Genomic DNA, 13465 nt, shown 5'->3' with positions numbered 1-13465 from the left:
GTTGCGAGCGGCCGAAGGATGAGTCGTGCTGCGGCGTCCCGGACGTTACGCGTTAGTGGTAGTCGCGTGAGACGCCTGTGTCGTCGTCGGCACGGTCACCAGCGTGCGTAGCCATTCCATCGTCATTTCAGGCTGCGTGATCGGTAGCATGTGACCACCATCCACCAGATGCAGCGTCGCGTGGTCCACCTTGCGCGTTAGCGCTTCGCCGTGATGACGCCAGTCGAGAATCTCATCGCCGCGGCCATACAGCACATCGACCGGCACGCGCAGCGTCGGGTAACGACGTTCCTGCGCGGGCAGGTCGTCGTTCACCGCCACGAGGTCCGACGATGCCGCACGGAAACCGCGCGGGCGCAAACCCAGCAGGCCGCCGCCTTTCATCGCGAAGTCTTTCGGCGCCGCCTCGGGAGCGAACACGGCCTTCAACGCCGCGGGACCGTTGCGGATACCGAGCGGCACGGCAAGCGTGACCGACACGATGCCGCGCACCCACGACGACGGGATCACCAGTTGAGTAAATACCCGAGGCGGCTCGATCATATGCGTGAGCGGTGCGATCAGCGCGAGACGGCCGACACTGCGCGGATGGTTCAACCCGAGCGCGAGTGCAATCGCACCGCCCAGCGAATGACCGACGATCGTCGGCTTGTAGAGTCCAAGCACTTCGATAAACCGCGCGATGGTCTGCGCCTGCGCGGTAATCCCCGCCGACGAACCCGCACCGCGAACGGAGTAGCCGGAGCCGGGTCGGTCCAGCACGATCACGCGATGTGTCTGTTCAAGGTCCCGTAGCGGCAGATACGCGAAGTTGTGCAGCTGTCCGCTCAAGCCGTGAATGAATACGAGCGGTGGGCCGTTGCCGCGGTCGACATAGTGAATCCGGTCGGCACCAATATCCACGAATTTGCCCCGTGGAGGAACCGCCTGTTCGACGCGACGTGCGACGTAGGCTGAAAACACCATGAGCCCGACGGCTACAAAAATGCAGATCGCAGCCGCGGCGATCAAGCCCAGCATCACGACCGTCATGATTGCACCTGCGCAGTCTGCTCCAGCACGGTTGCCGACTGCTCGCGTCGCTCAAACTGCATCGCGCCGTCGCTCAGGGTTCCAAACTTCAGCAATGCGAGATCGCGCAGATAGTTCTGAGGGTTATTCCATGGCTTGTGCAGCCCTTGCCGCGGCAGAATGTTCGCCGCACGCTGGATATAGCCCGACGTCAGATCGACGGCCGGCAACGCGCCGGCTTCGTCGTCGGGCAGCCGCGGCACGCAGCTATCGTAACCGTGCGACTTCATATGATTGATGAGCCGGCACACGTACTGCGCGATCAGCTCCGCCTTCAGCGTCCACGATGCGTTCGTGTAGCCGAACGACGACGCGAGATTCGGTATGCCGCTGTACATCATGCCCTTGTAGGAAACGGTATCGCTGAGCGACACCGGGCGTCCGTCGATGGAGACCGTCGCGCCGCCCAGCATCTTGACCTTCAGCCCGGTCGCGCTGACGACGATGTCGGCGTCGAGACGCTTGCCGCTGCGCAGTTGCAGACCGGTTTCGGTGAAGCGTTCGATCTCGTCGGTCACGATCGATGCCGATCCCGAGCGCACCGTCTTGAACAGATCGCCGTTCGGCACGAGACACAGACGCTGGTCCCATGGGTTGTACTTCGGCGTCATATGCGTGGCGACATCGAAGTCGGGACCGAGTTGCCGCGCAGCGGCCTTGATCAATAGCCGCTTGGTTTCTTCAGGCTTGCGTCGCGAGCGGTGGTACAGATAGGTCGTCAGCAACACGTTCTTGGTGCGCACCAGGCGATGCGCGAGTTTCGCCGGCAACCAGCTGCGCAGCTTGTCCGCGATCGCGTCGCGTGCGGGCAGCGAGAGGATATAAGTCGGCGAGCGTTGCAGCATGGTCACGTGCGCGGCTTCGGGGGCCATCGCCGGTACCAGTGTGACCGCCGTCGCTCCGCTGCCGATCACGACCACGCGCTTGCCCGCATACGCGAGATCGTCAGGCCAGTGCTGCGGGTGCACGATGCGGCCCGCGAACTTCTCCATATCGGCCCAGCGCGGCGCATGTCCTTCTTCGTAGTCGTAGTAGCCGCTGCACATATAGAGAAACGAGCAGGTGTAGCGGATTTCGTCGGCGGGCGCTGTGCCGGTTGCATCGCTGCGCTGCACGCGCACAGTCCAGCGCGCCTCCGACGAGTTCCAGTCGGCGCCGACCACCCGGTGGCCGAAGCGGATCGACGAATCGATACCAAGCGCGTGCGCGGTGTCCTTGATGTAATCGAGGATCAGTCCGCCCTCGGTAATCGCCTTGTCGCCGGCCCACGGACGGAAGCTATAACCGAGCGTGAACATGTCCGAGTCGGAGCGCACGCCGGGGTAGCGAAACAGGTCCCATGTGCCGCCCATCGTTTTGCGGCTTTCGAGGATCGTGAAGCGGGCCGACGGGCATTGGGTCTGCAGGTAATGGGCAGCCGCGACGCCCGACAATCCCGCACCGACGATCAGTACGTCGTAGTCGGTTTCGCTGCTGGTCGTGCGCGCTGCGCGTTGCCGTTGGTCGTGCGATGAAGCGGTGCGCTCCAGGGTAGCGGGCGTCATGCGATGTCCTTGCGGGAGGGAAGAGCGGTCGACGCGGGACGCGCCGTGTGAGACTGGCCGCGGCGCTTCATCAGCTTGCGGTGAAAGCGCAGCACGTACCGCTGGTACGCGGAACCCAGCACGCGCGCGATGAGGTCCACGCGCCGTGCATCCTGGCCGATCAGCACGCGTCGCGCGTTGCGTTCGACGCCGGCGAGTATCTGGCGTGCGGCATCGTCGGGTTGCGTCGCGTTGATCAACCGGTTGGCCTGGCGCCGGTGCGCGTCCGCATCCTGTCCCGTCAACTTCTTGATGCTGTCGTCGACGCGCGATGCCGTCGCGATGTTGGTCGCGACACCGCCCGGATGGACGCAGGTCGCGCTGACGGGAGCGCCCTCGAGTTCAAGCTCCATGCGTAGCGCTTCGGTATAGCCGCGCACCGCGAACTTGCTCGCGTTGTAGGTGCTCTGCGTGGGCATTGCGATCAGGCCGAACAGGCTCGATGTGTTGATGACGTGACCCTCTCCCGACGCGCGCAGGTACGGCAGGAACGCCTGCGTACCGTGCACCACGCCCCAGAAGTTGATGCCCATGATCCATTCGAAGTCTTCGATTTTCGCGGTCTCGGCAGGGGCGGCCAGCGCCACGCCTGCGTTGTTGAAAATCAGGTTGATGCGTCCGTGCGTTTGCGCTGACCGCGCCGCCCACGCGAATACCGCCGCGCGATCGGCGACGTCGAGCCGTTGCGTGGTCACGTGTACGCCATACGTGGCGCAAGCCTTCAGCGTCTCGGCGAGCCCGGCTTCGTTGATGTCGCTCAACGCGAGATCGCAGCCGCGCCGCGCCAGTTCGACGGCGAGACTGCGGCCCATGCCCGAGCCCGCACCGGTCAACGCCGCCACTTTCCCTTTAAAGCTCTTCATGTCGATCCTTCTGGTGAACCGTTTGATCGTCTGCAGCGATGCGCTGCGCATACCGTCCGTAGGCGCAATTGGCGATCATGGTGCCGCCGTAGTAGGAATCCCCCAATGGTGCGACGGGACAACTGCATTAGTATTTGGGCCAGATAGTGTTCTCTAAGGGTATCTCCCGATGAGCTTCTGGGACTTCACACGTGGCCCGGCGCGCACCCGTATGCTGTTCGACTACGGATGCTGGCTGGGCTTCTCCACCACCGACATCCTCGGTGGTAGCGGTCTCTCGCCCGAGCAACTCGCTGACCCGAATGCCGCGCTGTTCGCCGAACAGGAATTGCAGGTGATCCGCAATCTGCTGAAGCTGACCGGCGCACCGCCGCAACTCGGCGTCGAGCTCGGCCTGCGATATCACTTCTCCGCGTACGGCGTGTGGGGTTTCGGTCTGATCAGCAGCGCGACGATGCGCGATGCGTTGCAGCTCGCCTTGCGGTTCCTGCCGCTGACGTTCGCCTTCACGACGATCTCGTATCACGAAGAAAACGACCTCGGCGTCATCACGTTCGGCGAACCGGATCTGGAGCGCGAACTGACGCGCTTCCTCGTCGAAGGCGACATGGCGGCCGCGGCTACGCTGCTTGCGGAAGTCGCCGGCCCGGACTTCCGGATCGAACGGATGACTTTCAAGGCGGAGCCGGTTCGCGGCCACAAGGTGCACAGCGTACTCGGCGCACCGCTGCATTACGCCGCGCCGTCGAACAGCGTGGCATTCCGGCTCGAGTATCTCGACCGGCGACTGCCGCATGCGAACCCGACCACGGCCGCGCAGTGCGAGCAGATGTGCGCCGACCTGATTGCGCGCCGACGTGCACGGTCCGATCTCTCGACGATCGTCCAGCAGTATCTCAACGTGCCCGGGCGACCTCCGCCCGATCTCGCGGCGATGGCTCGCGTCGTCAACGTGAGCGAACGTACGCTGAAGCGTCGCTTGAAGGACGAGGGCACGTCGTTCAGGATGCTGCTCGAGGAATCGCGTCGCGCGAGCGCCGAAGTGCTGCTCAAGGAACAGCGGCTCAGCATCGCGGACATTGCGGCGCAGCTCGGCTTTAGCGATGCGTCGACGTTCTCGCAGGCGTTCAAGCGCTGGCATGGCGTTGCCCCTAACGTTTACCGGCAGGCTGCCGCAGGCGCACTGCAAGCGCCTCCTTGATCAATCCAGGTTCCGCGAGAAGGGCGCGCGGAGTATGCTGACACGCCAAAGTACGGCAAGTACGCAGCGTACATTGCGTACGCTGCGCACGATTACCCTTCAGGACATCGCGATGGAAACCTCACGCTCCAGACCAGGACTCGCGGCCGCGTTGCTGTGGGCCGTGCTGTATCTCGCCGGCGGCTACATCTCGCACCTGTTCAACGGCCCGGTCCAGCAGACCGGTTATATCTGGCTGCCCGCCGGCATCGCGGTCGGCGCATTCATGCTGCGGCCCGTGCGGGAGTGGCCCGCAATCGGCGTTGCGTTCCTCGTCGCGCAACTAGTACTGAGCGCCATCGAGCGGGGCAATCTGTTCAACGCGCTACTGTTTGCGATTGACGAGGTCGGTGCAGCGGCGCTTGCCGTCTGGCTCGTGCAGCGCGTGCGCTTCTCACTTGAGGGGCTGTATTTCCTGCGCTCCGTGATCCTGTCCGGGCTCATCGCCGGGGTGCTCGGTGCGCTCGGCGGGGCGGGCTGGTATGCAATTCTGAAAGGGGCATCGTTCTGGCAGGTCGGCTTCGTATGGGCCGCGTCGGACTTCGTCGGCGTACTGCTGATCACCCCGGTGCTCGCGTCGTGGGCGCGCTTTCGCGCACACCGCTCGGGCGATCACGAACGGTTCGACGTGGTGCTTGGCGTCGTGACGTTCGTGCTGCTCGCAGTCGGCTCGGTCATGATCTTCAACGGCGACAGCACGGAGAAGTTCGGCCTCGGCGCAGGTTACGCGATGACGTACCTGCCGATGTTCCTGACCGTCGTGATCACGGTGCTGCTGGGCGGGCGTATCGGTTCGTTGTCGGTGCTCGTGCTGGCATTGATCGTCATCCTCCAGACGGCGCAGGGCAATGGCCCGTTCGCGCTGCTCGACGAACATCACGGCCGTTCGCTGCTGGAAGCGCAACTGTATCTGGCTATCACGTCGCTGCTGGTGTTGACCGTCAGCACGTTGAAGACCAACCCAGAGCGCGCATACGAGCGGGCGGCGATCGTGCAAAACAACATGGAACTCGCGCTCGCGGGTGCCGGCCAGGTCGCTTACGTGCTCGACCCCCAGTCGGGCCGGATCGACTGGAGCGGCGACGTGCAGCGCGTGTTTGGTGTGGGCGCCAACGCGGAATCGCTGGCGAGCGTGCCGGACGTACTCGCACACGTTCATCCCGACGATCACAAGACATTGCGCCACCATTGGCGCGTGGCGGCGGTCGACGAGAATCGCGCCGCGGTGTCGTTGCGCATCGTGTTGCCGGGCGGCGACACGCGCGTCGTCATCGATCATGGCGAACCGCTGCTCGATTCGAACCTCGACGTCACGGTGGTCGCCGGTATCTGGCAGATCGAGCGCGCGCGCCAGTACGCGGCGGCGGATCAGTAAGCCACGGAGCGCACGATCATCATGACCGGCCGCACCGGCGTTTTGCTGATCCACGGGCTCGGCGGGACGCAATACGATCTGGGTACGCTGCACAAGGCGGTGCGGCGGGCAGGCGGCGACGCGCACATGATCACGTTGCCGGGACATGGCACGCGTCCCGAAGACCTGGTCGACGTGCGCGCGGAGGCCTGGCTCGATGCAGTCACGCAACAGTATCGCGAGCTCGAGGCGCAGTACGACACGCTGCATGTGGCGGGCATGTGCATGGGTGCGCTCGTCGCGCTGCTGTTGTGTCATCGCGTGCAGCACGCACGCGGCAGGCTCGCGCTGCTGGCCGCGCCCGTGTATATCGACGGCTGGTCCACCCCCTGGTACCGCGGGCTGCGCCACCTGTTGTATCTCGCACCGGGCGCCGCGGCGCGCATGCGCGTGGACGAGGGCGAACCGTTCGGCATCAAGAACCCGCTGATCCGCGCGATCGTGAAGAAGAAGTTCGAACGCGGCGACAATTTCCATTACCCGTGGGTGCCGCTTGCGTGCGTGCACCAGGTCGACCGGATGCGCGACTGGGTGCGCACGGCCGCGCCGGCAACACCGTGTCCGACGCTCGTCATGCATGCGCGCGAAGACGAACTGACGAGCCTGCGCTCGGCGGAGTTTCTGCAGGCCGCGCTACCGGATGCGCGCAGTGTCGTGCTGGAGAACAGCTATCACATGATCTGCGCGGACAACGACCGCGACATCGTGGCGCGCCATGTGCTGGAATTCTTCGGCTTCGATCCCGTCCATGCGGTGAGCCCCGCGATGGCGCGCAGGCAGGAGCAACGTACGGGCTAGCAGGTCTCCTTACCCGTTGACAGGCGTTCAGCGAATCTCAACCCTGCATGCCCGCTTCCGACCGCGCAGCACCGCGACGCCTCTGCAACTTCAACCGCAACCGCTCCACATACAAATACACGATCGGCGTCGTATAGAGCGTCAGCAACTGGCTCACAATCAAACCGCCGACAATCGAAATGCCCAGCGGCCGACGCAGATCCGCACCTTCGCCATGTCCTAGCGCAAGCGGCAACGCACCGAGCAGCGCCGCGCAGGTCGTCATCATGATCGGCCGGAAGCGCATCAGGCTCGCCTGATAGATCGCGTCGCGCGACGATAGTCCCTCACGCGAGGCATCGATCGCGAAGTCCACCATCATGATCGCGTTCTTCTTGACGATACCGATCAGCAGAATCACGCCGATCAAGGCCATGACTGTGAACTCGACGCGAAACAGCATCAACGCGAGCAGCGCGCCGACACCTGCCGAGGGTAGTGTGGACAGGATAGTCAGCGGATGCGCGTAGCTCTCGTACAGCATGCCGAGGACGATATACACCGCGGCCAGTGCGGCGAGGATCAGCAAAGGCTCGTCGGAAAGCGATTGCTGATAGGTGCGCGCCGTGCCCGCAAAGCTACCGTGTATCGACGAGGGCATGCGCAATTCGGCCATCGTCCGGTCGATCGCCGCCACGGCAACCGACAGCGGTTCGCCAGGCGGCAGGTTGAACGAGATCGTAGTGGCGACGAAGCTGCCCTGGTGGTTCACGCCGAGCGGCGTGTGTCCCGGTGCAAAGTGTGCAAATGCGCTGAACGGGATCATCGTTTCGATCGCGGTACTGACCGAGGTGCCGGCGGACGCGCTCGAATGGCCGCTCGCCGCGAGCGAGTTGATCGCGAGATTGCGTGCGGAATCGGTGGCGACTGTAGCAGCGGTAGTGGTGGTGCCCGTGGTGGTCGTAGTGCCAACCGTGCCGGCAACCGCATTGGTCGACTGCGTACCGCTCGGACTGCCCGCCGACGTACTCACGTACAGGTCGTTCAGCGTCTCAGGATGCTGCCAGTACCGCGGCGCGACCTCCATGACGACGTAGTACTGATTGAGCGGATTGTAGATAGTCGATACGAGCCGCTGACCATAAGCGTCATAGAGCGTGTTGTCGATCTGCGCGGGCGTGATACCGAGCCGCGCAGCGGTAGATCGATCGATATCGACATCGGCCTCTAGTCCGGCCTGTTGCTGGTCCGAGTTGACGTCCTCGAGTTCAGGCACGCCTTGCAGTGCCTGCGCGAGCCGCGGCGCCCATTGGTACAACTCCGCGCGCGAATCGCCGAGCAGGGTGAACTGATACTGCGCATTGCTCTGCCGGCCGCCGACGCGAATATCCTGCACCGCCTGCAGATAGAGCCGGCCGCCCGGCACCGCATTCAGTTGTGGACGCAGGCGTGCAATCACCTGGTCGGCGGTCTCGCGACGCTCCGACAATGGCTTGAGCGCGACGTACACCGAACCGGTATTAGTTTGCCTGCCGCCGGTAAACCCAACGACATTGTCCACTGCCGGATCGCCACCGATGATCCTCATGATCTGCCTGAGCTTCGGCTCCATTGCCTGGAACGAGATGCTTTGATCCGCCTGAATACCCCCGATCAGGCGCCCCGTGTCTTCCTGTGGAAAGAAACCCTTCGGAATCGCCGCGTACAGATAAACATTCAGCGCGATAGTCGCGACGAGCACACTCAACAAGAGCAGCGGGTGCTGCAACGACCAGTCGAGCGAGCGCGCATAGCCGTCGTACAACGCCTCTAACGGTCGCGCGAAAAACCGGCCAACCCGACCGACAGGCCGTGCGCCGCGCGTGCGCAACAGGCGTGAGCACATCACCGGCGTAACAGTCAGCGACACCACGAGCGACACGACGATCGCAAGCGACAGCGTGATCGCAAATTCGCGAAACAACCGCCCGATGATGCCGCCCATCAACAGGATCGGAATGAACACTGCGATCAGCGAGATCGAAATCGACAGCACGGTGAAGCCCACTTCGCGCGCACCGAGTAGTGCGGCCTGCATGCGCGACATGCCGGCTTCCATATGACGGGCGATATTCTCCAGCACGACGATCGCATCGTCGACGACGAAACCGGTTGCGATGGTCAGTGCCATCAACGACAGATTGTCGATCGAGTAGCCGAGCAGGTACATGAACGCGAACGTGCCGACAATCGACACCGGCACGGCCGCGGTTGGAATCAGCGCGGCGGGTCCGTTGCCGAGAAAGACGAACACGACGAGTATCACCAGCCCGACTGCGATCAGCAGGGTTGCTTCGGTGTCGTGCAGCGATGCGCGGATCGTGGTCGAGCGGTCCGACGCTTCGACCACGTCGACGTCGGCGGGCAGGGCGGGTTTGAGCTGACGGATCAGCGTGCGCACGTTATCAACGGTGTCGATGATGTTTGCGCCCGGTTGGCGGTACAGCATGACCAGCACCGCAGGCTGATTGTTGCGCGCAAGGCCGAGATTGCGCAGGTCTTCGACCGAATCGACGATCTCGGCCATGTCGGACAGTTTGACGCCCGCGCCGTTGCGGTACGCGATGATCAGATCCTTGTACTGGGCAGCGGCACGCGCCTGATCGTTGTCGTAGATCTGGTAGCGCTCGCCTTCGCTTTCGATAGCTCCCTTAGGGCTATTCGCATTTGCTGATGCGAGCGCCGCGCGCACGTCTTCGAGCCCGATACCGTAGTGATAGAGCGCAGTCGGATTCAACTCGACGCGCACCGCGGGGTTAGCCGATCCATTGACGTCGACTTCGCCGATGCCCGGCAACTGCGACAGCGATTGCGCGAGTATCGTCGAGGCGAGATCGTAGAGTTTCGCACGCGGCAACGTGTGCGAGGTGAGCGCCAGAATCAGGATCGGCGCATCGGCGGGATTGACCTTGTGATACGTCGGATTGCTCTTGAGGCTCGCCGGCAGATCGGCACGCGCTGCATTGATCGCGGCCTGGACATCGCGCGCCGCTCCGTCGATATCGCGATCGAGCCCGAACTGTAGCGTCACACGCGCAGAGCCGACGGAGCTTTGCGAGGTCATTTCGGTGACGTCGGCAATCGTGCCGAGGTGTCGTTCCAGCGGACTTGCCACGCTGTTTGCGACGGTATCGGGGCTCGCGCCGGGCAGACTGGCCTGCACGGAAATAGTCGGAAAGTCGATCTGAGGTAGCGGCGCGACCGGTAGTCTGACGAAAGCAAACACACCTGCAAGCGCGACGCCCAGCGCAAGGAGCGTCGTCGCAACAGGGCGTTCGATGAAGGGGCGTGAGAGGTTCATCGGCGATCGTCAGGGCAGGGGCGGGCAGCGTGCGACGATGCTAGGCAACCCGCTGTGGATGCGGGTTACGGGTCTTTTTCCCGCAGTTACGCGGTAACAACGGAGAAATAATTGTCAGGTGCCGGGCCACCGGGCCGGTCGACGCTGCAAGGTTGGTCACGGCCGGTAATCGCAGCGCTGGCTAACGTGCAATGTGTGCGTGCGCACAGAGCGAAAGACGATTGCCGGTTAAGCGTTGCAGGCTGCCGGCAAGCGGTCGGAATGCACGCTCGTACGGAACAGCCCGAAATTGAAAATGACCAGTAAGCAGCCGTCTTTAGCTGCGTAGGGGAGACAAGGCGCCATGGCCATTGCGGCATGGCATTTCACTATGCGACAGCAGGAGGAACGACACATGTACGACATGAAGAACATGACGAAATTGCCCGCGCTGGGTGCGAAGGCGTCGGGCGCGTGGGATGCGTTTGTTGCATTCGACAAGGCGGCGCTGGCCGACGGCGCGGTGCCGCGCAAGTACAAGGAACTGATCGCACTGGCCGTCGCGTTGACGACGCAATGTCCTTACTGCCTCGAGATTCATCGTGGCGCTGCGCTCAAGGCAGGCGCAACCGAGGCCGAACTGGCCGAAGTGACCTTTATCGCCGCAGCGTTGCGCGCGGGTGCCGCGATCACGCACGGCACACATCTGATCGAAGGATGAGCGCGAAGGCCGGCGCGTCGTTTGCGTATTGCCACGCAGCGATGCGCCGGACTGTGCGATTAGTGGCCGACTAGTTACCGACTAGCGGCTACGAATTTGCGAACGCCGCACCCTTTTTGGCCTTGAGGTAACGCTTGAGGTCGTCGAAGCTCACGTAACCGCTACCCGAGCGATCGATCGCGCTGAAGTGGTCCGCGATATAGCCCCAGCCCGAACGCTTTGCGTCAGCGAGCGAGAGAAGGTGGGTCGACGGATCAGCGGCCGCGTCGAAACGCTGCTTCATGTTGGCGAGAACCTGATCCCGCAACGTTTGTCCCTCGGCCTCGGGGACTGCGGTGCCCACAGGATCGGGGGCGGTGTGCCGATCCGGTCACCCACCTTGAGCAACTGCATCGGCGCATCGGCATCGACGCCGGTAGCGCCCGCGCTCACATACGGATTCGCAAGCGCTGCCGCTACGGAAGTCAGACCGACTGCGGCCAGAAGCGCTTTTAAGCAAAGAGTTTTCATTGCTGCCTCATTTCAATCGAAGTGAATGCTGTCGAAGTCAGTCCTGAAGCGCCACTGTCGACGCCGAACTAAAGAAGGTGTCGATTGCCTGCTTCATCGGGTGTCGCGAGTCCTTTGTCAGGTAGATCATGTGGCCGCCGGGGAATGCCTTGACGGGCACGGTCGCGGCCAGATCGGCACCGCCCAGATCGAGCTCGCTCTGATGAAGCGGGCAAGCGAGATCGTGATACCCGTGGAACACGACCACTTTCAGCTTCGGATCGAGCGTGAGTGCATCGGTCAGATCCGGTAACGAGGTCGGGTGATTCGACTTGTCGCTACCGTGATTCCAGTCCCATCCCCAGTAGGGATCATCGGGCTCCACCGCGTACGCCGTTTTGCTCGTGTACTTCAGGAAGTTCGGCAGAAAGTCCTTGATCTGGTTCTGGAAGGCGAGATCGTTGTAGCTCTGCGCATCGTAGGTCGCGCTCTGCGGGATGGTGACCATACCGTTGTACCGGTCCATATGCGAAGCGTCGTTACCCAAACCGAGCTTGGTGATCATGCTCGATTCGAATTTCTGCGGTTGCATATTGAAGCTGGCTGCCCAGTTCGCGGTGCTGAGTCCGGTCTTTGCAGCCAGCAAGCCGAACAGGGTTTGCTGGTCTTGAGGAAACGAGCTAGGGTCCTTCGGTTTCCATTTCCCGCTAGCAGTGTTCTGAAGATACGGCGACAGCGACGGAACCCAGTACTGTGCCGAGAACAACCGCACCTGGTTGACGTAGTCGGGCAGTGCAAGTGTGCCGGCCAGCGGGTCGGTCGCAACTTTCTTCGAGAAGGCGACGGCACCATAACTCGGGATGAACCCCTCGCACGAGAAACTGCTGGAGCGTTCGCAGTTGGTCTTGTAGCTCAGGATCGGCGAATTCAATATCACGCCCGTCAATGCCGGACCGCCTTGCCCAGGACTACCTGCCTGTTCGAGCAGGTCCGCGACGATCGGCGTACGGATGCCGCCATACGATTCGCCGTACAGATACTTCGGCGAGGTCTGCCGTTTGTTGACCGCGATATAGCGCGTAATGAAGTCGCGGAAGGCCTTGGTATCCTCATCGACACCCCAGAACTCGCTGTTCTTGTGCGGCGCGATCGCTTCCGAGAAACCGGTGCCCGGTGCATCGACGAAGACCAGATCGCTGTCGTCGAGCATGCTCACGTCGTTGTCGACCATGGGGAAACTCTTGGGCTGCGTCTGCAACTGGTCGGGCGTAAAGCTGGCCTCGTCGACCTGAAACGTTTTCGGCCCCCACGAACCCAGATGCAACCAGATCGTCGACGAGCCCGGTCCGCCGTTCCAGAAGAACGTAACCGGGCGCTTGCCGAGCGGCTGGTTGTCCTGCGTATAGGCGACATAGAAGAACGACACCTCCTTATCGGCCGGTTTGGACGCATCGGCATTCGGTGCGATCGCTGTCAAATGACCCGCCGTAGCCGTGTAGCTCACGGTCTTGCCGTTCAGCGTCATCGTGTGATGCGTGACGGCGGCCTGATCGAAGGCGCTGTTTGCCGGTAGTCCGTCATCGGGATCGGTGCTGTATTGATTCGGATCTGCGTAGGCCTGATCGGCCGCCACCGCGGGCGTACTGGCCGGAGCGGGCGCGGCCGGGCCGGGTTGCTGCGGACTGCCTGCTGCCTGATTCGATGCCGGATTACTCGCGATCTTGTTGTCGCCACCGCATGCGCTGAGCAGCGAAACGAGCAGACCGAATGCACATCCATAGCGAGCGTAATGAATAAGTCTGTCGACCATTCCAGAACCTCTAAGTTATGTTGAGTAGTTGTACGCGGCTTCTACGCGGTGAGATCTGTGGCACGCGTTTGATGAGCTGTACGCCGATCGATGTTCGTGCAAGGACCGGCTCTCCGCTAACCGGTCCTTGCGATCTTGTTCTAAAGACGAATGCGAAATGAAAGGGGACCAGTCGGGC

General features: G+C 62.7%; 11 protein-coding genes. 4 read left to right on the top strand and 7 right to left on the bottom strand.

The features are described 5' to 3' along the window. Window positions 1-45 precede the first annotated feature (45 nt). The 3 genes from FNZ07_RS23445 to FNZ07_RS23435 are packed head-to-tail and all read right to left on the bottom strand — an operon-like array spanning window position 46 to window position 3517. Window positions 46-1032: an alpha/beta fold hydrolase gene (locus FNZ07_RS23445; protein WP_091013048.1), complete on the bottom strand. Its 987-nt coding sequence runs from the start codon at window positions 1030-1032 to the stop codon at window positions 46-48. Next, window positions 1029-2615: a flavin-containing monooxygenase gene (locus FNZ07_RS23440; RefSeq protein WP_091013044.1), complete on the bottom strand. Its 1587-nt coding sequence runs from the start codon at window positions 2613-2615 to the stop codon at window positions 1029-1031. Before FNZ07_RS23440 ends, FNZ07_RS23445 begins: the two co-directional genes overlap by 4 nt. Further along, on the bottom strand, window positions 2612-3517 hold the full coding sequence (locus tag FNZ07_RS23435; protein WP_091014725.1) for an SDR family NAD(P)-dependent oxidoreductase: 906 nt from the start codon (window positions 3515-3517) through the stop codon (window positions 2612-2614). Before FNZ07_RS23435 ends, FNZ07_RS23440 begins: the two co-directional genes overlap by 4 nt. A 169-nt stretch (window positions 3518-3686) precedes the next feature. Here FNZ07_RS23435 and FNZ07_RS23430 point away from each other — a divergent pair, with 169 nt between their 5' ends. From FNZ07_RS23430 to FNZ07_RS23420, 3 genes are all read left to right on the top strand, one after another. Next, window positions 3687-4718, top strand: a complete 1032-nt coding sequence (locus FNZ07_RS23430; RefSeq protein ID WP_091013041.1) for an AraC family transcriptional regulator — start codon at window positions 3687-3689, stop codon at window positions 4716-4718. Between the two features lie 112 nt (window positions 4719-4830). Further along, window positions 4831-6132: an MASE1 domain-containing protein gene (locus FNZ07_RS23425; protein ID WP_091014724.1), complete on the top strand. Its 1302-nt coding sequence runs from the start codon at window positions 4831-4833 to the stop codon at window positions 6130-6132. A gap of 21 nt (window positions 6133-6153) precedes the next feature. Then, a complete protein-coding gene (locus tag FNZ07_RS23420) occupies window positions 6154-6969 on the top strand; it encodes an alpha/beta hydrolase (protein WP_091013039.1) in 816 nt (271 codons plus the stop codon). A 37-nt stretch (window positions 6970-7006) separates the two neighbouring features. Here FNZ07_RS23420 and FNZ07_RS23415 read toward each other — a convergent pair whose 3' ends face one another. Further along, window positions 7007-10288: an efflux RND transporter permease subunit gene (locus FNZ07_RS23415; protein ID WP_091013036.1), complete on the bottom strand. Its 3282-nt coding sequence runs from the start codon at window positions 10286-10288 to the stop codon at window positions 7007-7009. Window positions 10289-10682: 394 nt separating this feature from the next. Here FNZ07_RS23415 and FNZ07_RS23410 point away from each other — a divergent pair, with 394 nt between their 5' ends. Next, window positions 10683-10988, top strand: a complete 306-nt coding sequence (locus FNZ07_RS23410; protein ID WP_091013032.1) for a carboxymuconolactone decarboxylase family protein — start codon at window positions 10683-10685, stop codon at window positions 10986-10988. An 88-nt stretch (window positions 10989-11076) separates the two neighbouring features. Here the strand turns inward: FNZ07_RS23410 and FNZ07_RS23405 are convergent, their stop codons facing one another. Genes FNZ07_RS23405 through FNZ07_RS23395 form a run of 3 tightly spaced genes read right to left on the bottom strand, consistent with a single transcriptional unit; the run spans window position 11077 to window position 13287 of the window. Beyond that, window positions 11077-11271, bottom strand: a complete 195-nt coding sequence (locus FNZ07_RS23405; RefSeq protein WP_144269488.1) for an EF-hand domain-containing protein — start codon at window positions 11269-11271, stop codon at window positions 11077-11079. After that, window positions 11268-11498 (bottom strand): hypothetical protein, encoded by a 231-nt coding sequence (locus FNZ07_RS23400; protein ID WP_144269487.1) that lies wholly within the window; start codon window positions 11496-11498, stop codon window positions 11268-11270. The genes FNZ07_RS23405 and FNZ07_RS23400 overlap by 4 nt, the downstream gene beginning before the upstream one ends. Before the next feature lie 37 nt (window positions 11499-11535). Beyond that, window positions 11536-13287, bottom strand: a complete 1752-nt coding sequence (locus tag FNZ07_RS23395) for a S10 family serine carboxypeptidase-like protein (RefSeq protein WP_091013025.1) — start codon at window positions 13285-13287, stop codon at window positions 11536-11538. Window positions 13288-13465: the final 178 nt, after the last annotated feature.

It is taken from the genome of Paraburkholderia megapolitana, from assembly GCF_007556815.1.
GTDB classification, from domain to species: domain Bacteria; phylum Pseudomonadota; class Gammaproteobacteria; order Burkholderiales; family Burkholderiaceae; genus Paraburkholderia; species Paraburkholderia megapolitana.
The sequence above is the reverse complement of the archived record's forward strand: the minus strand, read 5'-3'. Positions and strand labels throughout refer to the sequence as shown.

Bases quoted from the DNA above. Each gene is read 5' to 3' on its own strand.
- FNZ07_RS23395 (WP_091013025.1), bottom strand. From the start codon at position 13,287: ATGGTCGACAGACTTATTCATTACGCTCGCTATGGATGTGCATTCGGT.
- FNZ07_RS23435 (WP_091014725.1), bottom strand. From the start codon at position 3,517: ATGAAGAGCTTTAAAGGGAAAGTGGCGGCGTTGACCGGTGCGGGCTCG.
- FNZ07_RS23410 (WP_091013032.1), top strand. From the start codon at position 10,683: ATGTACGACATGAAGAACATGACGAAATTGCCCGCGCTGGGTGCGAAG.
- FNZ07_RS23405 (WP_144269488.1), bottom strand. From the start codon at position 11,271: ATGAAGCAGCGTTTCGACGCGGCCGCTGATCCGTCGACCCACCTTCTC.
- FNZ07_RS23445 (WP_091013048.1), bottom strand. From the start codon at position 1,032: ATGACGGTCGTGATGCTGGGCTTGATCGCCGCGGCTGCGATCTGCATT.
- FNZ07_RS23430 (WP_091013041.1), top strand. From the start codon at position 3,687: ATGAGCTTCTGGGACTTCACACGTGGCCCGGCGCGCACCCGTATGCTG.
- FNZ07_RS23425 (WP_091014724.1), top strand. From the start codon at position 4,831: ATGGAAACCTCACGCTCCAGACCAGGACTCGCGGCCGCGTTGCTGTGG.
- FNZ07_RS23415 (WP_091013036.1), bottom strand. From the start codon at position 10,288: ATGAACCTCTCACGCCCCTTCATCGAACGCCCTGTTGCGACGACGCTC.
- FNZ07_RS23400 (WP_144269487.1), bottom strand. From the start codon at position 11,498: ATGAAAACTCTTTGCTTAAAAGCGCTTCTGGCCGCAGTCGGTCTGACT.
- FNZ07_RS23440 (WP_091013044.1), bottom strand. From the start codon at position 2,615: ATGACGCCCGCTACCCTGGAGCGCACCGCTTCATCGCACGACCAACGG.
- FNZ07_RS23420 (WP_091013039.1), top strand. From the start codon at position 6,154: ATGACCGGCCGCACCGGCGTTTTGCTGATCCACGGGCTCGGCGGGACG.